The sequence below is a fragment of the Pseudomonas sp. B1-22 genome (assembly GCF_050474425.1).
Lineage (GTDB): Bacteria > Pseudomonadota > Gammaproteobacteria > Pseudomonadales > Pseudomonadaceae > Pseudomonas.
Window position 1 is genome coordinate 139,534 of record NZ_JBCHVH010000004.1, and the last position, 20,233, is coordinate 159,766.

The following is a 20,233-nucleotide window of genomic DNA, read 5'->3' on the forward strand; positions in this document are numbered from 1 at the left end:
ATGTCGTCCTGGGAGAAGCTTTCAAGACTAGACGCTGCCCACGGCGCCGCGCCAACCTCAGAACAACATCGCCGCGCGCAGGCTCATGCCGCCGCCGGTCTCGGGTACTACCATCAGGTTGTAGCGATCACGCTCGGGGCCTTCGAGGAACAGGTTGTAGGTGAAGTTGGCGAAGAAGTTGCCCACCGCCATGCCCACCAGCACATCGGTCGGGTAGTGCTTGTCGCCTTCGACCCGCGCCAGCGCGGTCAGCCCGTCAAGCGTGTAGAGGCCGGCCTTGGCGGTGTAGCGCAGGGTCGGGTCCATGTCGATGTAGTCCAGGTTGCGCCGGGTGAAGCTGGTGTGCACGGCGGTGACGGCGGTGTGCTTGGACGGGAAGGAGTCGTCGGGCACCCCATCGGGGCGCTCGCGGCCGGACCACTCCTTGGCCTCTTCGACGAAGCCGGTCACGGCATAACGGTCCGCCGCCAGCAACGCCAGGTTGCGCCCGCGCCAGCTCCATTTTTCCTCGCCGTCGGCCGTTTTCGGTGCGGCGACCAGCGCGCTGACCACGCTCGCCCCGGTGGCGAGGTTAAGCATCCGGTCGGCGGCCTGGTTGGCATCGCCGCCGAAGAACCAGTCGTGATCGCTCGCCGAGCGTTGCCACTTGTGGTCCCAGTTGCCGGCGGCGATCACCGCCGCGCCAGCCACCGGCGCCCAGACATCCGGGCTGACCGCCGCACTCTGTGCGGAGTCGCCCACGCGCGACCAGCTCATCTGAGGTGCGCCTGCGCAACCGAGCAGGCCAGTGGTGACGGCCAGCGTCAGGGCCGTCAGCAGGGTCGTTTTCATCGTTCCCCCAGGGCGCCCACTTCGTCCGGGAATGGACGCGTCAATGCATGAGCCGGGAACTATAGACGCTGACTATCTGACAGACGTTGCCTTCAGTCAGGCTTGCTCGACTTGCCGCTGGATTCGAGCAGCCCCTTGAGCAACTCGATGGGCATGGGGAAAACGATGGTGGAATTCTTGTCGCCGGCAATCGCACTCAGCGTCTGCATGTAGCGCAACTGCATGGCGCCGGACTGGCGGCTGAGCATCTCGGCGGCCTGCATCAGCTTCTCGGACGCCTGCAACTCGCCCTCGGCATGGATGACCTTCGCCCGCCGCTCCCGCTCCGCCTCGGCCTGGCGGGCGATGGCGCGGATCATCGATTCGTTGAGGTCGACGTGCTTGATCTCGACGTTGGCGACCTTGATGCCCCAGGCGTCGGTCTGCGCATCGAGGACTTTCTGGATGTCCATGTTGAGCCGCTCGCGCTCGGCCAGCATCTCGTCCAGCTCGTGCTTGCCCAGCACCGCGCGCAGGGTGGTCTGCGCCAACTGGCTGGTGGCGGCGAGGAAGTTCTCCACCTGGATGATCGCCTTCTGCGGGTCGAGCACGCGGAAGTACACCACGGCGTTGACCTTCACCGAGACGTTGTCGCGGGAGATCACGTCCTGCGGCGGCACGTCAAGCACCACCGTACGCAGATCGACCCGGACCATCTGCTGCACCACCGGGATCACCAGCACCAGCCCCGGTCCCTTCACCTTCCAGAAGCGGCCCAGCTGGAACACCACCCCGCGCTCGTATTCACGCAGGATCCGCAGCGCGCTGAGCACCAGGAACAGCAGCAGGATCAGCGCCACCAAGAGTCCGAAGGGAAAGCCCATCACACACCTCCTGAATCGTCGTTGGCCGCCACTTCCAGGCTCAGGCCGTTGCGCGCCATCACCCGCACCCGCTGGCCGCTGTGCAGCGGCCGGTCGGCGTGGACCTGCCATTGTTCGCCCTGCAGCGATACCCAGCCGGCGCAGGGATCGTCATCGGCCACCCACTGGATGGTCGCCAGGCTGCCCACCAGGCCGGCCGGGCCACTGACCACGGCACGCCGGCGGGCCTTGAGCGCAACACCGAGGACGCCGGCGATGAACAGCGCGCTGACGGTCGCCAAGGCCACTACCAGCCCCAGGGGAATACCGTAGCCGGGGGCATCGGTATCGACCAGGATCAACGCGCCGACCACGAACGCGGCGATGCCACCCAGGCCGAGCGCGCCGAAGCTGGGCATGAAGGCCTCGCCAACCATGAAGGCCAGGCCAAGCAGAATCAGCGCCATCCCGGCGTAGCTCACCGGCAGCATCTGCAGGGCATAGAGCCCCAGCAGCAGGCAGATCGCACCGAGCACGCCGGGCAGCGTCATGCCGGGGTTGGCGAATTCGAAGATCAACCCATAGATGCCGATCATCATCAGGATCAGCGCCACGCTGGGGTCGGTGATCACCGCCAGCAGCCGGGTGCGCCATTCCGCCTGCCGCTCGACCAGCGCCGCGCCGGCCACCTGCAGGCGTGCCTCGTGACCCTGGATGCTGACGCTGCGGCCATCGATCATCGTCAGCAGCATGGGAATGTCCGGCGCCACCACATCCACCACCCTCTGCTTCAGTGCTTCGTCCGCCGCCAGGCTGACCGCCTCGCGCACCGCGCGCTCGGCCCACTCCGCGTTGCGTCCGCGCAGTTGCGCCAGGCCGCGGATGTAGGCCGAGGCATCGTTGATCTGCTTGCGTTCGAGGGTGCCGCCGCTGTCGGGCTTGTCGTCGGACTTGCCCTGCGAGGGCTCGGGATTGGGTGCGCCGATCTGTACCGGCGTCGCCGCGCCCAGGTTGGTGCCCGGCGCCATCGCCGCGATATGGCAGGCATAGAGGATGTAGGTCCCGGCACTGGCGGCCCGCGCGCCGCCGGGGGCGACGTAGCCGACCACCGGCACCGGGCTGACCAGGATCGCCTTGACGATGCTGCGCATGGCGCTGTCCAGCCCGCCGGGGGTGTCCATGCGCAGCACCACCAGCGCCGCGCCCTCCTCCGCGGCACGGCTGATGCCACGCACCACGTAGTCGGCGGTCGCCGGCCCGATGGCGCCGTCCACATCCAGCACTACCGCCGTGGGAGCCGCCAGAACCCCTCCCGCGCCAAGCAGCAGGAAACAGGCGAGTCGACGGAGCAGCCTCAACATGGCGCCTCCCGGCCTTGGCCGGCGGGCATCGCGGCGAATGAATGGACGATGCCCTCCCCTAAGCATAGCCCCCGGGGCCCGGCGCCCCGCCAGAAACGAAAAACCCCGCCGAAGCGGGGTTTCTCGTGAGCCTGCGCGAATCAGCCGTTGAAGACGTCTTCGACGGACTTCAGCGGGTAGTGCTTCGGATACGGCAGGGTGGCCACGCCAGTCTCGATGGCGGCCTTGGCCACGGCGTCGGAAACGACGGTGATCAGGCGCTTGTCCATCGGCTTCGGAATGATGTACTCGCGGCCGAACTCCAGGGCGCTCACGCCGTAGGCATCGCACACGTCCTTGGGTACCGGCTGCTTGGCCAGGTCACGCAGGGCCAGGGCGGCGGCGATCTTCATCTCTTCGTTGATGCGGGTGGCGCGTACGTCCAGGGCACCGCGGAAGATGAAGGGGAAGCCCAGTACGTTGTTCACCTGGTTCGGGTAGTCCGAACGACCGGTGGCCATGATCACGTCATTGCGGGTGGCGTGGGCCAGTTCCGGCTTGATTTCCGGGTCCGGGTTGGAGCAGGCGAAGACGATCGGGTTCGGCGCCATGCGGGCGAGGTCTTCAGCGCTCAGCAGGTTGGCGCCGGACAGGCCGACGAACACGTCGGCGCCGTCGAGGGCGTCGGACAGGGTGCGCTTGTCGGTCTCGGTAGCGAATACGGCCTTGTACTGGTTCAGGTCGTTACGGCCAGCGTGGATCACGCCCTGGCGGTCGATCATGTAGATGTTCTCGACCTTGGCGCCCATGCTCACCAGCAGCTTCATGCAGGAGATGGCGGCGGCGCCGGCACCCAGGCAGACGATCTTCGCGGACTCCAGCTTCTTGCCGGCGATTTCCAGGGCGTTGAGCATGCCGGCGGCGGTCACGATGGCGGTGCCGTGCTGGTCATCGTGGAATACCGGGATGTCGCACTGTTCGATCAGCGCGCGCTCGATCTCGAAGCACTCGGGTGCCTTGATGTCTTCCAGGTTGATGCCGCCAAAGGTGATGGAGATGCGCTTGACGGTATCGATGAAGGCCTGCGGGCTTTCGGCGTCGACTTCGATGTCGAATACGTCGACACCGGCGAAGCGCTTGAACAGCACGCCTTTGCCTTCCATGACCGGCTTGGAGGCCAGCGGGCCGAGGTTGCCCAGGCCGAGAATGGCGGTACCGTCGGAAATGACCGCGACCAGGTTGCCCTTGCCGGTGTACTTGAAGGCCAGCTCCGGATCACGCGCGATTTCGCGGACCGGCTCGGCGACGCCCGGGCTGTAAGCCAGCGACAGGTCGCGGGCGGTGGCGGTCGGCTTGGTCAGCTCGACGCTCAGTTTACCGGGGCGGGGTTGGGCGTGATATTCGAGGGCAGCGGTCTTGAGATCAGACATTTGGGCACTTCCGCTTTTGTTACTTGTTGGACAGACGGGGGTCCGAGCATACGCAGAAAGCCCGCACCTGCCAAGGTAGCCCAAGCCCCTGCTGTCAAGACCTCTAGCGTACGACCTTCAGCCAATCGCCAGGTTTTGGCTGACCGATTGGATACAAGTCGTTCAATAAGCGTATACGATTTATCGAGTCAGATTCCAGCCCCGGACCTGCTTTCGCGAACTCCTCGACAGTCTGCCCGGATTTGACCTGAACGACGGCGATCCGGCGCGGTTGCGCCAGCTTCTTCTCGTCCGCGCGCATCGGCCGGAAGCTGCGGATCACCTGCAGGAACTGGTCATCCACGCCTTCCAGGGAGGCGCGGCCTTTGACCGCACCCACGAACAGGTAGGCACGGTCCTTCTGGTAGATCACCGCGACGCGACGGGCCGGCGAGCCGGGTACCACGCCAGTGGCAACGTCCAGGCCGGCCTGCTGGAAGCTCTCCTCGCCCGCCAGGCGACCGCCCGTTCCCTTGCGCAGGAACTCCACCGGCGTCAGCTGGCCATCGCGCTGCACCAGCTTCATGCCGATGTAGGCCTGCTGGTCGGCAGTGAAGCCCACCAGGGCGGTCGGCTGGTTGAGGATGCCCCAGCCGGCCGGGTAGGTCAGGGTGAAGTCGAGTTCCGCATGGTAGAAGCTCTGCCCACGGCGCACGCCGCTGGAAGCCGAATCGCCGAACGGCATGCCGTCGATGGCCTTCAGGTAGCGTTCGGCGCCGACTTCGTGCTGGCTGTTGCCGGCCAGGGCCTGGGCCGGGCCGATCACCTGCTTGAGACGCTGGTCGTTGTCCGGGTGGGTGTCGAACAGGCCGTGGTAGCCCACCGGCTGGGTCGCCTGGCCCTTGCGGGCGGCCTCGTCGCGGGCGAAGTCTTCCTGGTTCTTCAGCACCCGCACCACCTGGATCATCGCGGTGGGATCGTAGCCGGCGCGGGCCAGGTACTTGGCGCCCAGGCCGTCGGCCTCCAGCTCCATGTCGCGGCCATAGCCGCGCACGAAAGCGGTGCCGAGCACGTTGGTGAGGTCGGCGGCGGCGCCCACGCCAGTCCCGATGGCGACCGCCTGGCCGAGGATGTTCCAGGCGCTGGACTGGCTCTGCTGGCGCACGCTGTGGCGGGCGGTGACGTGGCCGACTTCGTGGCCCAGCACCGCCGCCAGCTCCGCCTCGGAGCCCAGGTAGGCCATCAGGCCGCGGTGGATGTAGATGTAACCGCCGGGCAGGGCGAAGGCGTTGATGTCCGGGGTGTCGATGACGGTGAAGTGGTATTGCAGCTGGGGCCGGTCGCCGGCGCGGGCGACCCGTTCGCCGACCTGCTGCACGTAGGCCTGCAGCTTCTCGTCTTCGTAGCGCGGGTACTGCTTGAGGATTTCCTGGCTGTACTTCTGCCCCAGGCTGAGCTCCTCCTGCTCGCTCATCATCACGAAGTCGGACTTGCCGGTGGCCGGGTTCACGGCGCAACCGCCCAGGACGCTCATCAGCGCCAGCAGGGCAAGAATTCCGAACGAGCGCACGCTCATGGCAATACCTCCATCATCGCCGGGTCGGTCAAAGGCAGCATCCAGCGTGCCTGTCCTGGTTTGATTGCACCGCGCTCGGACCGGTCGATCACCCAGCCGCGCGCTTCCACTTGTCGACCACGCAGGTCACGCAGGGTTGCGTTGTCGAAATGCTTCAGCAGGCGCGGGTCGATACGCAGCACCAACGGGCCATCCAGATCGATCCACAGTCCACCGCCGTTACGTTGTACCTGATCGACACGACCGCGAACCACGGCAAAGCCGCTTTCGTGAAGTTGCTCCGCCGATTGAACCGGCGCGTGCTCCCACAGCCCCAGCCCGGCGCTGCGCGCCTCGCGTTCGGCGGCCTGCTGGCAGGCGGTGAGATCGGTATTGGGCGCGATAGCTACAAGGTAGCCCAGGCCTTCGGCGAGCAGACGGGATTCGAGGTTGTTGCCCTGGGAATCGTAGGCATGGGCCAGGGTGCGGCCGTACTTGTCCTTGCCCTGACGGCCAGTGACCAGGCCGACTTCGCCGTCATTGGCCGCCACCAGCGCCTGCAAGCGGCGCTGCGCGGCGACGGCAAAGGGCTCCTCCGGGCGGCCGCGATGGGCCAGCTCCGGAGCGTTCACACCGATGAGGCGCACGCTGCGGCCATCGGCGAGTTTCAGGGTGTCGCCGTCCACCACCCGCGCCACGCGCACCGCTTCGGGCGATCCAGGCTTCGGGCAGGCAGCGGCCGACGCGTCTGCCATAAAGCAGACGGCCATAAAAAAGGCGCCCACGAGGGACGCCTTTTTCGAGATACCGTGAAAAACCATCGAGGGCCTTTCCCGGAAATCGATCTTACTTCTTGCCACCGAACATGGCGAAACGCTGGTTGAAGCGATCGATACGGCCGCCGGTGTCGACGACTTTCTGCTTGCCGGTGTAGAACGGGTGGCACTCGGAGCAGACGTCCAGGTGGATGCTCTTGCACAGGGTCGAACGGGTCTTGATCACGTTGCCGCAGCTGCAGGTAGCTTCGATTTCTTCGTACGCGGGATGGATTTCCGGTTTCATGATGTCTTCTCTCTGGTTGGTGTGCCGCCACCCAGTCTCTGTCAGAAGCCGAGCCACGGTCATCGAGGACCGCAGGCGGGATCTTTACCGGGCACCGCACAAATTAAGGGCGTGGATCATACCAGAGCTGTTTTTCCACGCAAGTCAAGCCTCGACCGATGGTCACCGGGTGCTAAGATCGCCGCTCCCCGCCGCCCGGAATCGCACCGCGTGCCTGCACCCATCATTCTACGCCTGGCCCTGCCCTCGCCGCTGCGCCGTCTGTTCGACTACCTGCCGCCGCGCGGGGTCGACGTAGCGCGCCTGCAGCCGGGCGTGCGCCTGCGCGTGCCTTTCGGCCGCCGCGAGATGGTCGGCGTGCTGGTGGACAAAGTGGAAACCTCCGAGGTCCCGGCGGACAAGCTGCGCCCGGCACTGGCCGTGCTCGACCACGAGCCGCCAATGCCGGCGCACCTGCTGGAGCTGTGCCGCTGGACGTCCCAGTACTACCAGCACAGCCTGGGCGATACCTTCTCCTGGGCGCTGCCCAACCTGCTGCGCCAGGGCGAGCCGGCCGAGGCGCGCCAGCAGCGTTTCTGGCACGCCGAGCCCGGCGCCCGCGAGGAAGACCCGCGCCTGGCCCGCGCGCCGCGCCAGCGCGAGACGCTGAAGATCCTCAAGCAACACCCCCACGGCGTGGCCCACGATCTGCTGAGCCAACTGCAGATCAACAAGGACAGCCTCGACCTGCTGCAGGAAAAAGGCCTGGTCAGCCTGGAGGTGCGCGTGCACAGCGTGCCGCCGCATCACGGCCCGTGGCTGGCGCAGGCCGAGCTGCCGCTGAACGCCGAGCAGCGCGCCGCCTTCGAAGCGGTACGCGCCGGCTTCGGCAGCTTCCACAGTTTCCTCCTGGCCGGCGTCACCGGCAGCGGCAAGACCGAGGTCTACCTGCAGCTGATCCGCGAGACCCTGGAGGCCGGCAAGCAGGCGCTGGTGCTGATCCCGGAGATCAACCTCGGCCCGCAGACCCTGTCGCGCTTCGAGCGCCGCTTCAACGCGCGCATCGCCCTGCTGCACTCCGCGCTGACCGACCGCGAGCGCCTCGACGCCTGGCTGGCCGCCCGCGACGGCGAGGCGGACATCATCATCGGCACCCGCTCGGCGCTGTTCACCCCGCTGAAGCATCCGGGGCTGATCATCATCGACGAGGAGCACGACGCTTCCTATAAACAGCAGGAAGGCCTGCGCTACCACGCCCGCGACCTGGCCATGGTGCGTGCGCGCCTGGAAAACGTGCCGATCCTGCTGGGCTCGGCCACGCCGGCCCTGGAAAGCCTGCACAACGCCCAGAGCGGCCGCTACGGCCTGCTGCGCCTGACCCAGCGTGCCGGCGGCGCGCACCAGCCGAAGTTCCAGCGCCTGGACGTGAAGAGCCTGCCGCTGGATTCGGGCATCTCCATGCCGCTGCAACGCTCGATCAAGGAAACCCTGGCCGCCGGCCAGCAGGTACTGGTCTACCTGAACCGCCGCGGCTTCGCCCCGACCCTGCTGTGCCACGACTGCGGCTGGATCAGCCAGTGCCCGCGCTGCGACGCGCGAATGACGGTACACCAGGGCAGCGGCGAGCTGCGCTGCCACCACTGCGACCACCGCGAGCGGCCGCCGCGCAATTGCCCGAAATGCGGCACGGTGGACCTGCGCCCGGTCGGCGCCGGCACCGAGCGCGCCGAGGAGCGCCTGCGCATCCTCTTCCCCGATTACCCGGTGCTGCGCATCGACCGCGACAGCACCTCGCGCAAGAACGCCATGCGCGACCTGTTCGCCACTATCAATAAAGGCGAGCCGTGCATCCTGGTGGGCACGCAGATGCTCGCCAAGGGACACCACTTCCCGCGTGTCACCCTGGTGGCGATCCTCGATGCCGACGGCGGGCTGTTCTCCGCCGACTTCCGCGCCAGCGAGCGCATGGCCCAGCAGATTGTCCAGGTCGCCGGCCGCGCCGGGCGCGCCGAGGAGCCGGGCCGCGTTCTGATTCAGACCCACCTGGCCGACCACCCGCTGCTGGTGCAACTCACCGAGCAGGGCTACTTCGCCTTCGCCGACCAGGCCCTGGCCGAACGCCGCGCCGCCGGCCTGCCGCCCTTCGCGCACCTGGCGCTGCTGCGCGCCGAGGCGCACAAGCCGGGGCAGGCCGAGGCCTTCCTCGACGAAGCCTGCGCCGAGGCCGAGCGCCTGCAGGCGTCGCTGGGCGGCGAGGTGGAACTCCTCGGCCCGGTACCCGCTCCCATGGAGCGCCGCGCCGGCCGCTACCGCGCCCAGCTGCTGCTGATGAGTGCCGCCCGCGCGCCCTTGCACCGTCTGCTCACGCCCTGGCTGCAGATGCTCGAAGGCATGCCCAGCGGCAGGCAGGTGCGCTGGTCGCTGGATGTCGACCCGATCGATCTTTTCTGACGGGCAATCCCGTCAGGCAAAACCGCCCGGGCTTGCGCATCCGTCCTACATTGACTTCCATCAGCCGCGACGGATGGCACAGCGGCGAGACTGAACAAGGAGCGCTCCGCGGTTGGCAAGCCATGCCCGGCCACGGATAATGCGCGGTTCTGAGCCCGATAACCGGTCGCGCGCGCCGGATGCACGCGAGCACGGAGAAAACCATGAAAGACACGATTCGCCACCTGATCCAGCAAGCCCTTGTCAGCCTCACCGAAGACGGCACCCTGCCGGCCGGCCTGACGCCCGACATCCAGGTGGAGAACACCAAGGACCGAACCCACGGGGACTTCGCCAGCAACATCGCCATGATGCTGGCCAAGCCCGCCGGCATGAAGCCGCGCGACCTCGCCACCAAGCTGGTCGCGGCGCTGCCGCAGAGCCCGGAAGTGGCCAAGGTCGAGATCGCCGGCCCCGGCTTCCTGAACTTCTTCCAGGACCAGGCCTGGCTCGCCGCCAGCCTCGACAAGGCCCTGGCCGACGGCCACATCGGCGTGCGCAAGGCCGGTGCCACGCAGCGCGTGGTGGTGGACCTGTCCTCGCCGAACCTGGCGAAAGAGATGCACGTCGGCCACCTGCGCTCGACCATCATCGGCGACGCCGTCAGCCGCGTGCTGGAGTTCCTCGGCGACACCGTGATCCGCCAGAACCACGTGGGCGACTGGGGCACCCAGTTCGGCATGCTGCTGGCCTACCTGGAAGAGCAACCGGTGGATGCCCAGGCCGAACTGCACGACCTGGAAGTCTTCTACCGCGCCGCCAAGAAGCGCTTCGACGAGTCCCCCGAGTTCGCCGACCGCGCCCGTGAGCTGGTGGTGAAGCTGCAGGCCGGCGATCCCAAGTGCATCGCCCTGTGGACCCGCTTCAACGACATCTCCCTGTCGCACTGCCAGAAGGTCTATGACCTGCTGGGCGTGAAACTGACCATGGCCGACGTGAAGGGCGAAAGCGCCTACAACGACGACCTCGCCCAGGTGGTGGCCGACCTCACCGCCAAGGGCCTGCTGGTCGAGAGCGACGGCGCCCTGTGCGTGTTCCTCGACGAATTCAAGAACGCCGAAGGCGAGCCGCTGCCGGTGATCGTGCAGAAGGCCGGCGGCGGCTACCTCTACGCCACCACCGACCTTGCTGCCATGCGCTACCGGCACAAGGTGCTGCACGCCGACCGCGTGCTGTACTTCGTCGACCAGCGCCAGGCCCTGCACTTCCAGCAGGTCTTCGAAGTAGCCCGCCGCGCCGGTTTCGTCCCGGCCAGCATGGAGCTGGAGCACATGGGCTTCGGCACCATGAACGGCGCCGACGGCAAGCCGTTCAAGACCCGCGACGGCGGCACCGTGAAGCTGATCGACCTGCTGATCGAGGCCGAGGAACGCGCCTACACCCTGGTGAAAGGCAAGAACCCCGACTTCAGCGAGCAGGACCTGCGCCAGATCGCCCACGCCGTCGGCATCGGCGCGGTGAAGTACGCCGACCTGTCCAAGCACCGCACCAGCGACTACAGCTTCAACTTCGACCTGATGCTGAGCTTCGAGGGCAACACCGCGCCGTACCTGCTGTATGCGTACACCCGCGTGGCGAGCATCTTCCGCAAGCTGGGCAAGGGCTATGACGAAGTGGGCGGCAAGATTGTCCTGCAGCAACCGCAGGAAATCGCCCTGGCCGCACAGCTGGCGCAGTTCGCCGACCTGCTCAACAACGTCGCCGTGAAGGGTGTCCCGCACATCCTCTGCGCCTACCTGTACGAGCTGGCCGGCCTGTTCTCCAGCTTCTACGAGCACTGCCCGATCCTCGCAGCCGAAGACCCGGCGCAACAGGAAAGCCGCCTGCGCCTTGCCGCGCTGACCGGCCGCACCCTCAAGCAGGGCCTGGAGCTGCTGGGCCTGGAAACCCTGGAGCGCATGTAAGTACCCATGGCGAAGAAGAAACCCGCTCCCAAGCGCGGCGCCAGCCGCTACCAGGCCCCGGCCAAGAAGAGTTCGGTCCCCGGCTGGGTCTGGCTGGTCGCCGGCCTGGCCATCGGCGGCTTCATCATGTTCCTGATGAAGCTGGAGCCGGGTCGCAACGACGTCAAACGCGAGAAGCCGGAGGCGCCCAAGGCCGTGGTCGGCTCCAACAAGCCCTCCGGCACCGTGCAGTCGCAACAGGCCAACGCCCCGACCGGGGTGAAGCCCAAGTACGACTTCTACACCCTGCTGCCGGGCTCCGAAGTCGCCGTGCCGCCGGAAGCCGTGCCGCCGCCGACCAAGCCCGCGCAACCGCAGCAGCCGCCGACCGTGGTCGCGACCAAGGAAGAAGCCGCGAAGATCGACACCCAGCGCGCGCTGACCGCCCTGAGCGGGCAGAACCCGCCGCCGCCCGCGGTGGTCAAGCCGGTTACCGCTCCGGCCACTCCGACGACCGCTGCCGCCGCCAACCCGGTGGCAACGGCGCAGAAGCAGGCGCTGCCGCAAACCCCGTCGATCCCGGCAACCGCCACCGCACCGGCCAAGCCCACGCCGCCGCCGGCCGTGGCCGCCACCCAGTACTACCTGCAGGCCGGCTCGTTCCGTAAGCAGTCCGACGCCGACCATCTGCGCGCGCAGATCATCATGATGGGCCAGAACGCCCGCGTGGAATCGGGCACCGTGCGCGACGAAACCTGGTACCGGGTAATGGTCGGCCCCTACGGCGACCGCACCAAGGCCTCGGCCGCGCAGAAACAGCTGGCCGGCAACGGCTTCAGCAATCTGCTGTTACAGCAGCGCCAGACCCGCTGATAGCCTCGTCATTCGGGCCCTGCGCCGACAGACGGTGTACGAAAAGCACGTACACCGTCCGGCGCAGGACTTGAACCCCGCCTTCGTAGTCCCCATCTGACTCTGCATTCGGGCACATCGCCCCGCAGTGTGGAGTAAGACCCTTGACCACCATCGTATCTGTCCGCCGTAACGGCAAAGTCGTCATGGGCGGCGACGGCCAGGTTTCCCTGGGCAACACCGTGATGAAAGGCAACGCGAAGAAAGTCCGTCGCCTGTACCACGGTGAAGTGCTGGCCGGCTTCGCCGGCGCCACCGCCGATGCCTTCACCCTCTTCGAACGCTTCGAGCAGCAGCTGGAAAAACACCAGGGCCACCTGGTGCGCGCCGCCGTCGAACTGGCCAAGGACTGGCGCACCGACCGTTCCCTGAGCCGCCTGGAAGCCATGCTGGCCGTGGCCAACAAGGACGCCTCCCTGATCATCACCGGCAACGGCGACGTGGTCGAACCCGAGCACGGCCTGATCGCCATGGGCTCCGGTGGCGGCTTCGCCCAGGCGGCGGCCCTGGCCCTGCTGCAGAAAGGCACCGATGACATGAGCGCCCGCGAGATCGCCGAGACCGCACTGAACATCGCCGGCTCCATCTGCGTGTTCACCAACCAGAACCTGACCATCGAGGAGCTCGACAGCGCCATCTGAGGCGTTGTCGTTCCGGAGTAACGCATCAAATGTCCATGACTCCCCGCGAGATCGTCCACGAGCTCAACCGTCACATCATCGGCCAGGAAGACGCCAAGCGCGCCGTGGCCATCGCCCTGCGCAACCGCTGGCGGCGCATGCAGCTGCCGGCCGAGCTGCGCGCCGAGGTGACGCCGAAGAACATCCTGATGATCGGCCCGACCGGCGTCGGCAAGACCGAGATCGCCCGCCGCCTGGCCAAGCTGGCCAACGCGCCCTTCATCAAGGTGGAAGCGACCAAGTTCACCGAGGTCGGCTATGTCGGCCGTGACGTCGAGTCGATCATCCGCGACCTCGCTGACGCCGCCATCAAGATGCTCCGCGAACAGGAAGTGCAGAAGGTGAAGTACCGCGCCGAAGATGCCGCCGAAGAGCGCATCCTCGACGCCCTGCTGCCGCCTGCACGCACCGGCGGGTTCGGCGACGAGCCGCCGCGCGAGGACTCCAACACCCGCCAGCTGTTCCGCAAGCGCCTGCGTGAAGGCCAGCTGGACGACAAGGAAATCGACATCGAGGTCGCCGACATCCCGGCAGGCGTGGAAATCATGGCCCCGCCCGGCATGGAAGAGATGACCAACCAGTTGCAGAACCTGTTCTCCAACATGGGCAAGGGCAAGCGCAAGACCCGCAAGCTGAAGGTCGCCGAGGCCATGAAGCTGATCCGCGACGAGGAAGCGCAGCGCCTGGTCAACGAAGAAGACCTCAAGGCCCGCGCCCTGGAAGCGGTGGAGCAGAACGGCATCGTCTTCATCGACGAGATCGACAAGATCGCCAAGCGCGGCAACGTGGGCGGCGCCGACGTCTCCCGCGAGGGCGTGCAGCGTGACCTGCTGCCGCTGATCGAAGGCTGCACGGTGAACACCAAGCTGGGCATGGTGAAGACCGACCACATCCTGTTTATCGCCTCGGGCGCGTTCCACCTGTCCAAGCCGAGCGACCTGGTGCCGGAACTGCAGGGCCGCCTGCCGATCCGCGTCGAGCTGAAGGCCCTGACCCCGAGCGACTTCGAGCGCATCCTCCAGGAGCCGCACGCCTCGCTGACCGAGCAGTACACCGCGCTGCTCAACACCGAGGGCCTGGGCATCGAGTTCGCCGCCGACGGCATCAAGCGTCTGGCGGAGATCGCCTACCAGGTCAACGAGAAGACCGAGAACATCGGTGCCCGTCGCCTGCACACCCTGCTCGAACGCCTGCTGGAAGAGGTGTCCTTCGACGCCGCCGACCTGGCCAGCGAGCACAGCGACAAGCCGATCGTGATCGACGCGACCTACGTCAACGGCCACCTGGGCGAACTGGCCCAGGACGAAGACCTGTCCCGCTACATCCTGTAAGCGATCCCTATCGCTGCGACGGGGCGCCTCAGGGCGCCCCGCTCGTTTTCCGCCGGCGCTACAATGCCGGAATCCCCGTTCAGGAGCCGTCCATGCGCATCCCTTCCGCCATTAAGCTGCACAAGGCCTCGAAGAAACTTTCGCTGACCTACGGGGAGCAGTCCTACGACCTCTCCGCCGAGTTCCTGCGTGTGCATTCCCCTTCGGCGGAAGTGCAGGGCCACGGCAACCCGGTGTTGCAGTACGGCAAGCTGAATGTCGGCCTGTCCGGGCTGGAGCCGGCCGGACAGTACGCGCTGAAACTGACCTTCGACGACGGCCACGACAGCGGGCTGTTCACCTGGGACTACCTGTACGAGCTGTGCATCCGCCAGGACGAAATGTGGGCGGATTACCTGGCGCAACTGGAGAAGGCCGGCAAGTCGCGGGATCCGTCGGAGTCCGTGGTCAAGCTGATGCTCTGACAACTATCCCTGTGGGAGCGCCCCCTCGGGCGCAATCGCGGACAAAGTCCGCTCCTACAGATCGGCTCCCGCGCGACTCCCGTAGGAGCGGACTCCGTCCGCGATGCTCTTGCTCTTCGTCACCGTGACGCGCATCTAGAACTAATTCGAAACTCACTTCCACTACCCCCTCCGCACAAACCTTCGTCGGACAATCGCCTTGGGGCACGCCATTTGCAACATTCGCCGTGCAGACTGGTTCTTGCGTGGTCACTGTGGACGAGTTCGGAAGATCCCCCCTCTCTAGAACGCGTTTTCTAACTTTTCCCGACATACTCCTAGGAGAAGGCCCACGCTGCACCAGCTTGCGCGGTGAAGGAAACTCGGGTAACCAAGACAGTGCAATGCACCGCACTTGAGGTTCCTGACTTCCAGTGACGCCGCCAAGTGATGAACCGCGTGGAGTGTTCTCCACGTTCCGCCAACCCGAGCAGTACTTGGCCGCGTCACTCCAGATGAGCCTCGCCAGTATTCGTCTCAGGACAATGGAGCGTCGCCGATGACCCAGAAGAAAAACAACGATCTGCCTCAGCAAGCCGCGGAAAATACGCTCAACCTCAATCCGGTGATCGGCATTCGTGGCAAGGACCTGCTTACCTCTGCCCGCATGGTGCTGCTGCAAGCGATCAAGCAGCCCTTCCACAGTGCCAAGCACGTGACCCATTTCGGCCTCGAGCTGAAGAACGTGCTGCTGGGCAAATCCGAACTCAAGCCCGCCGACGACGACCGTCGCTTCAACGACCCGGCCTGGAGCCAGAACCCGCTCTACCGACGCTACCTGCAGACCTACCTGGCCTGGCGCAAGGAACTGCATTCGTGGATCGGCGACAGCGACCTGTCGGCGCAGGACATCAGCCGCGGCCAGTTCGTCATCAACCTGATGACCGAAGCCATGGCGCCGACCAACACGCTGTCCAACCCGGCGGCGGTCAAGCGTTTCTTCGAGACCGGCGGCAAAAGCCTGCTCGACGGCCTCACCCATCTGGCCAAGGACCTGGTGAACAACGGCGGCATGCCCAGCCAGGTGAACATGGAAGCCTTCGAGGTCGGCAAGAACCTGGCCCTGACCGAAGGCGCGGTGGTGTTCCGCAACGACGTGCTGGAGCTGATCCAGTACAAGCCGATCACCGAGAGCGTGCACGAGCGCCCGCTGCTGGTGGTGCCGCCGCAGATCAACAAGTTCTATGTGTTCGACCTTTCCCCGGAGAAGAGCCTGGCGCGCTTCTCCCTGCGCAACAGCGTGCAGACCTTCATCGTCAGCTGGCGCAACCCGACCAAGGCGCAGCGCGAATGGGGCCTGACCACCTACATCGAGGCGCTCAAGGAAGCCATCGACGTGGTCCTGGCCATCACCGGCAGCAAGGACCTGAACATGCTCGGCGCCTGCTCCGGCGGCATCACCACCGTGACGCTGCTGGGCCACTACGCCGCCCTGGGCGAGAACAAGGTGCACGCCTTCACCCAGATGGTCAGCGTGCTCGACTTCGAGCTGAACACCCAGATCGCCCTGTTCGCCGACGAGAAGACCCTGGAGACGGCCAAGCGCCGCTCGTACCAGTCCGGCGTGCTGGAAGGCAAGGACATGGCCAAGGTGTTCGCCTGGATGCGTCCCAACGACCTGATCTGGAACTACTGGGTCAACAACTACCTGCTGGGCAACGAGCCTCCGGCGTTCGACATCCTGTTCTGGAACAACGACACCACGCGCCTGCCGGCCGCGCTGCACGGCGAGCTGGTGGAGATGTTCAAGACCAACCCGCTGACCCGCGCCGGCGCGCTGGAAGTGGCCGGCACGCCGATCGACCTCAAGCAGGTCACCTGCGATTTCTACTGCGTGGCCGGCCTGTCCGACCACATCACGCCCTGGGAAGCCTGCTACCGCTCCGCGCGGCTGCTGGGCGGGAAGTGTGAATTCATCCTGTCCAACAGCGGGCACATCCAGAGCATCCTCAACCCGCCGGGCAACCCCAAGGCACGCTTCATGACCGGACCGGAGCTTTCCGTCGATCCGAAGACCTGGCAGGAAAACGCCAGCAAGCACGCCGACTCCTGGTGGCTGCACTGGCAGAACTGGCTGGCCGAGCGTTCGGGCAAGACCCGCAAGGCACCCACCATGCTGGGCTGCAAGGCCCACCCGGCCGGCGAAGCCGCTCCCGGAACCTACGTACACGAACGATGAAGACAGAACCTGTCCCGCCCGTCGGCGCCGCCCTGGACGACGCCTCCCTGCAACCGGTAGCGGCCACCGAGGTGGTCGCCGCGCCCCGGCGCGCCAAGGTCCGGCGCAGCAGCCCGGAGGTGTTGCCGGACAAGGCACCGGCCGCCCAGCCCTTCGAGTTCCGCACCATCGAGCTCGACGGGCAGACCATCCGCACCGCCGTACGGCCGGGCAAGGAACACACGACACCGCTGCTGATCTTCAATGGCATCGGCGCCAACCTTGAGCTGGTGTTCCCCTTCGTCGCCGCGCTGGACCCGGATCTGGAGGTGATCGCCTTCGACGTCCCCGGCGTCGGCGGTTCCTCCACCCCCAGTACGCCGTACCGCTTCCCGGGCCTGGCCAAGCTGGCCGCGCGGATGCTCGACTACCTGGACTACGGCCAGGTGACGGCCATCGGCGTGTCCTGGGGTGGCGCGCTGGCGCAGCAGTTCGCCCATGACTACCCGGAGCGCTGCAAGAAACTGATCCTCGCCGCCACCGCCGCCGGCGCGGTGATGGTGCCGGGCAAGCCCAAGGTGCTCTGGCGCATGGCCAGTCCACGGCGCTACATCCAGCCGTCCTACGGCATACACATCGCCCCGGACATCTATGGCGGCGCCTTCCGCCGCGACCCCAAGCTGGCCCTGGCCTTCGCCAGCAAGGCGCGCTCGTCCGGCAAGATGGGCTACTACTGGCAACTGTTTGCCGGCCTCGGCTGGACCAGCATCCACTGGCTGCACAAGATCCGCCAGCCGACGCTGATCCTGGCCGGCGACGACGACCCGATCATCCCGCTGATCAACATGCGCATGCTCGCCTGGCGCATCCCCAACGCGGAGCTGCACGTGATCGACGACGGCCACCTGTTCCTGGTGACCCGCGCCGAAACCGTGGCGCCGATCATCATGAAGTTCCTCCAGGAGGAGCGGCAGCGCGCGGTCATCCACCCGCGACCGTTCACGCCCAAGGCCAGCTAGGTGTCACGGACTCGTCATGAACGGCGGGCACCCTGCCTTGACCAATCGTTGCGCAGTTACTAACAACAAACAGGCGTGTTCGCGGGTATCGACACGTAGCGCCTGATTCGGGACAGCAGGTGCCGGCCGCCCCAAAAGGGGGCCGGACTGCTGCTCGACTGCTGATCCACTGCCCTGTTTTCGGGCAGTCTTTCCTCCCGCGTCGATACCCGTGCATCCCTCGAACCGGCGGCAGCCGCCTGCGATGGGGTCTTCCCGGCTCCGGTACAGGCTTTGCTTCGCCATTGTCAGGTTGGCCCCTTACGGAGTGCTGTTCATGCGAGAGAAAGCCGAGCCGGGTAGCGTGCCCGTCCCCACCGAGTTCATGAATGCGCAGAGCGCCATCGTCGGCCTGCGCGGCAGGGATCTGCTCTCCACCCTGCGCATGCTCGCCGCGCAGGGGATCCGCCAGCCGGTACACTCGGCGCGGCACCTGGCGGCATTCGGCAAGCAGATGGGCCGGGTGCTGATCGGCGACTCGCCATTGCAGCCCAATCCGCAGGACGCGCGCTTCCAGGACCCGTCCTGGCGCCTGAATCCGATCTACCGGCGCACCGTGCAGGCCTACCTGGCCTGGCAGAAGCAACTGCTGGCCTGGGTCGACGAGAGCAACCTGGACAGCGACGACCGCGCCCGCGCACGCTTCCTGCTGTCGATCCTGTCCGACGCGGCCTCGCCGTCGAACACCCTGCTCAACCCGCTGGCGGTAAAGGAGCTGTTCAACACCGGTGGCCAGAGCCTGCTCAAGGGCGTGCAGCACCTGCTCGACGACCTGATGCACAACGGCGGCATGCCCAGCCAGGTCAACCGCAATGCCTTCGAGATCGGCCAGAACGTCGCCACCACGGCGGGGGCGGTGGTGTTCCGCAACGAGGTGCTGGAGCTGATCCAGTACAAGCCGATGGGCGAGCACCTGCATGCCAAGCCGCTGCTGGTCGTGCCGCCGCAGATCAACAAGTTCTACATCTTCGATCTGAGCGTGGAGAAGAGCTTCGTCCAGTACGCCCTGAAGAACAATCTGCAGGTCTTCATGGTCAGCTGGCGCAACCCCGATGCGCGCCATCGCGAATGGGGGCTGTCGACCTACGTCGACGCGCTGGACGCCGCCATCGAGGCTTGCCGCTCGATCAGCGGCAGCCGCAGCGTCAACCTGATGGGCGCCTGCTCCGGCGGCCTGACCATCGCCGCGCTGCAAGGCCATCTGCAGGCGCGCCGGCAGCTGCGCAAGGTCGCCAGCGCTACCTACCTGGTGAGCCTGCTCGACAGCCAGGTGGAAACCCCCGCCGCGCTGTTCGCCGACGAGCAGACCCTGGAGAGCAGCAAGCGCCGCTCCTACCAGCAGGGCGTGCTGGACGGCCGCGACATGGCCAAGGTGTTCGCCTGGATGCGCCCCAACGACCTGATCTGGAACTACTGGGTCAACAACTACCTGCTGGGCAAGGAGCCGCCGGCGTTCGACATCCTCTACTGGAACAACGACAACACCCGCCTGCCGGCTGCGCTGCACGGCGACTTCCTCGACTTCTTCAAGCACAACCCGCTGGCCCGTCCCGGCGCCATGGAGGTCAACGGCACCGCCATCGACCTGAAGAAGGTCGCGGTGGACAACTTCCACGTGGCCGGCATCACCGACCACATCACGCCCTGGGACGCGGTCTACCGCTCGGCCCTGCTGCTGGGCGGCGAGAGCCGCTTCATCCTCTCCAACAGCGGGCACATCCAGAGCATCCTCAACCCGCCGGGCAACCCCAAGGCCTGCTACTTCGACAACGGCAAGCTCAGCTCCGACCCGCGCGCCTGGTACTACGACACCCAGCGCCACGAAGGCAGCTGGTGGCCGCTGTGGCTGGAGTGGATCCAGCAGCGCTCCGGCGAACGCCGTCCGGTGAGTTTCGAACTGGGCAATGCCGAGTACCCGGCAAAGGAAGCCGCGCCGGGCACCTATGTGCACGTGCGCTGACGGATAACCCATTGCGGGTGGCTCACTCCGCGCCTAAAGCCGGCACAGTGGGAGGCACCTGTAGGATGGCGTGGAGCGAAGCGATACCCATCGATTCACGGGCATGTACCGCTGATGGGTATCGCTGCGCTCCTCCCATCCTACGAAGAAGTTCCCCTGGCACCATGCGGAAGTTTGAAACCGTCCGATTGGCAGCCACCCACCCCTGACGCTATCGTCGGCCACCACTGCGGCCAGAAC

General features: G+C 66.4%; 16 protein-coding genes. 9 read left to right on the forward strand and 7 right to left on the reverse strand.

Going from position 1 to position 20,233, the window contains the following annotated elements; all coding sequences use genetic code 11:
• Positions 1-57: 57 nt before the first annotated feature.
• From ACQ5BL_RS16210 to rpmE, 7 genes are all read right to left on the reverse strand, one after another.
• A complete protein-coding gene (locus ACQ5BL_RS16210; RefSeq protein WP_243807953.1) occupies positions 58-831 on the reverse strand; it encodes a phosphatase PAP2 family protein in 774 nt (257 codons plus the stop codon).
• A gap of 92 nt (positions 832-923) precedes the next feature.
• Positions 924-1,694, reverse strand: coding sequence for a slipin family protein (locus ACQ5BL_RS16215; protein ID WP_279577334.1), 771 nt, complete (start codon positions 1,692-1,694; stop codon positions 924-926).
• Positions 1,694-3,034: an NfeD family protein gene (locus ACQ5BL_RS16220; protein ID WP_243807956.1), complete on the reverse strand. Its 1,341-nt coding sequence runs from the start codon at positions 3,032-3,034 to the stop codon at positions 1,694-1,696. The genes ACQ5BL_RS16215 and ACQ5BL_RS16220 overlap by 1 nt, the downstream gene beginning before the upstream one ends.
• Before the next feature lie 140 nt (positions 3,035-3,174).
• Complete coding sequence (locus ACQ5BL_RS16225; RefSeq protein ID WP_207887024.1) at positions 3,175-4,443, reverse strand: malic enzyme-like NAD(P)-binding protein; 1,269 nt, start codon at positions 4,441-4,443, stop codon at positions 3,175-3,177.
• A 103-nt stretch (positions 4,444-4,546) separates the two neighbouring features.
• A complete protein-coding gene (locus ACQ5BL_RS16230; RefSeq protein ID WP_243808067.1) occupies positions 4,547-5,956 on the reverse strand; it encodes a M48 family metalloprotease in 1,410 nt (469 codons plus the stop codon).
• 38 nt (positions 5,957-5,994) lie between these two features.
• The gene (locus ACQ5BL_RS16235; RefSeq protein ID WP_243807957.1) at positions 5,995-6,798 is read right to left on the reverse strand and encodes a thermonuclease family protein; all 804 of its coding nucleotides are present in this window, start codon (positions 6,796-6,798) and stop codon (positions 5,995-5,997) included.
• Between the two features lie 25 nt (positions 6,799-6,823).
• The gene (gene rpmE / locus ACQ5BL_RS16240) at positions 6,824-7,039 is read right to left on the reverse strand and encodes a 50S ribosomal protein L31 (protein ID WP_090264577.1); all 216 of its coding nucleotides are present in this window, start codon (positions 7,037-7,039) and stop codon (positions 6,824-6,826) included.
• Positions 7,040-7,249: 210 nt separating this feature from the next.
• Between rpmE and ACQ5BL_RS16245 the strand changes: the two genes are divergently transcribed.
• From ACQ5BL_RS16245 to phaC (ACQ5BL_RS16285), 9 genes are all read left to right on the forward strand, one after another.
• Entirely contained in the window at positions 7,250-9,469 is a 2,220-nt protein-coding gene (locus tag ACQ5BL_RS16245) for a primosomal protein N' (protein ID WP_243807958.1), read from the forward strand.
• 203 nt (positions 9,470-9,672) lie between these two features.
• Positions 9,673-11,412, forward strand: a complete 1,740-nt coding sequence (gene argS / locus ACQ5BL_RS16250) for an arginine--tRNA ligase (RefSeq protein ID WP_243807959.1) — start codon at positions 9,673-9,675, stop codon at positions 11,410-11,412.
• A 6-nt stretch (positions 11,413-11,418) separates the two neighbouring features.
• The gene (locus ACQ5BL_RS16255; RefSeq protein WP_243807960.1) at positions 11,419-12,264 is read left to right on the forward strand and encodes an SPOR domain-containing protein; all 846 of its coding nucleotides are present in this window, start codon (positions 11,419-11,421) and stop codon (positions 12,262-12,264) included.
• Positions 12,265-12,407: 143 nt separating this feature from the next.
• On the forward strand, positions 12,408-12,944 hold the full coding sequence (gene hslV / locus ACQ5BL_RS16260; RefSeq protein ID WP_207887028.1) for an ATP-dependent protease subunit HslV: 537 nt from the start codon (positions 12,408-12,410) through the stop codon (positions 12,942-12,944).
• A 29-nt stretch (positions 12,945-12,973) separates the two neighbouring features.
• The gene (gene hslU / locus ACQ5BL_RS16265; RefSeq protein ID WP_243807962.1) at positions 12,974-14,314 is read left to right on the forward strand and encodes an ATP-dependent protease ATPase subunit HslU; all 1,341 of its coding nucleotides are present in this window, start codon (positions 12,974-12,976) and stop codon (positions 14,312-14,314) included.
• A 92-nt stretch (positions 14,315-14,406) separates the two neighbouring features.
• Positions 14,407-14,778, forward strand: a complete 372-nt coding sequence (locus ACQ5BL_RS16270; RefSeq protein WP_207887030.1) for a gamma-butyrobetaine hydroxylase-like domain-containing protein — start codon at positions 14,407-14,409, stop codon at positions 14,776-14,778.
• 538 nt (positions 14,779-15,316) lie between these two features.
• Positions 15,317-16,996 (forward strand): class II poly(R)-hydroxyalkanoic acid synthase, encoded by a 1,680-nt coding sequence (phaC, locus tag ACQ5BL_RS16275; protein ID WP_243807964.1) that lies wholly within the window; start codon positions 15,317-15,319, stop codon positions 16,994-16,996.
• Positions 16,993-17,994, forward strand: coding sequence for a poly(3-hydroxyalkanoate) depolymerase (phaZ, locus tag ACQ5BL_RS16280; protein ID WP_243434766.1), 1,002 nt, complete (start codon positions 16,993-16,995; stop codon positions 17,992-17,994). The genes phaC (ACQ5BL_RS16275) and phaZ overlap by 4 nt, the downstream gene beginning before the upstream one ends.
• Before the next feature lie 316 nt (positions 17,995-18,310).
• Positions 18,311-19,993: a class II poly(R)-hydroxyalkanoic acid synthase gene (gene phaC / locus ACQ5BL_RS16285; RefSeq protein ID WP_207887032.1), complete on the forward strand. Its 1,683-nt coding sequence runs from the start codon at positions 18,311-18,313 to the stop codon at positions 19,991-19,993.
• The last annotated feature ends 240 nt before the right edge of the window (positions 19,994-20,233 follow it).

Bases quoted from the DNA above. Each gene is read 5' to 3' on its own strand.
- ACQ5BL_RS16210 (WP_243807953.1), bottom strand. From the start codon at position 831: ATGAAAACGACCCTGCTGACGGCCCTGACGCTGGCCGTCACCACTGGC.
- ACQ5BL_RS16215 (WP_279577334.1), bottom strand. From the start codon at position 1,694: ATGGGCTTTCCCTTCGGACTCTTGGTGGCGCTGATCCTGCTGCTGTTC.
- ACQ5BL_RS16220 (WP_243807956.1), bottom strand. From the start codon at position 3,034: ATGTTGAGGCTGCTCCGTCGACTCGCCTGTTTCCTGCTGCTTGGCGCG.
- ACQ5BL_RS16225 (WP_207887024.1), bottom strand. From the start codon at position 4,443: ATGTCTGATCTCAAGACCGCTGCCCTCGAATATCACGCCCAACCCCGC.
- ACQ5BL_RS16230 (WP_243808067.1), bottom strand. From the start codon at position 5,956: ATGAGCGTCCTGGGCGGTTGCGCCGTGAACCCGGCCACCGGCAAGTCC.
- ACQ5BL_RS16235 (WP_243807957.1), bottom strand. From the start codon at position 6,798: ATGGTTTTTCACGGTATCTCGAAAAAGGCGTCCCTCGTGGGCGCCTTT.
- rpmE (WP_090264577.1), bottom strand. From the start codon at position 7,039: ATGAAACCGGAAATCCATCCCGCGTACGAAGAAATCGAAGCTACCTGC.
- argS (WP_243807959.1), top strand. From the start codon at position 9,673: ATGAAAGACACGATTCGCCACCTGATCCAGCAAGCCCTTGTCAGCCTC.
- ACQ5BL_RS16255 (WP_243807960.1), top strand. From the start codon at position 11,419: ATGGCGAAGAAGAAACCCGCTCCCAAGCGCGGCGCCAGCCGCTACCAG.
- hslU (WP_243807962.1), top strand. From the start codon at position 12,974: ATGTCCATGACTCCCCGCGAGATCGTCCACGAGCTCAACCGTCACATC.
- ACQ5BL_RS16270 (WP_207887030.1), top strand. From the start codon at position 14,407: ATGCGCATCCCTTCCGCCATTAAGCTGCACAAGGCCTCGAAGAAACTT.
- phaC (WP_243807964.1), top strand. From the start codon at position 15,317: ATGACCCAGAAGAAAAACAACGATCTGCCTCAGCAAGCCGCGGAAAAT.
- phaZ (WP_243434766.1), top strand. From the start codon at position 16,993: ATGAAGACAGAACCTGTCCCGCCCGTCGGCGCCGCCCTGGACGACGCC.
- phaC (WP_207887032.1), top strand. From the start codon at position 18,311: ATGCGAGAGAAAGCCGAGCCGGGTAGCGTGCCCGTCCCCACCGAGTTC.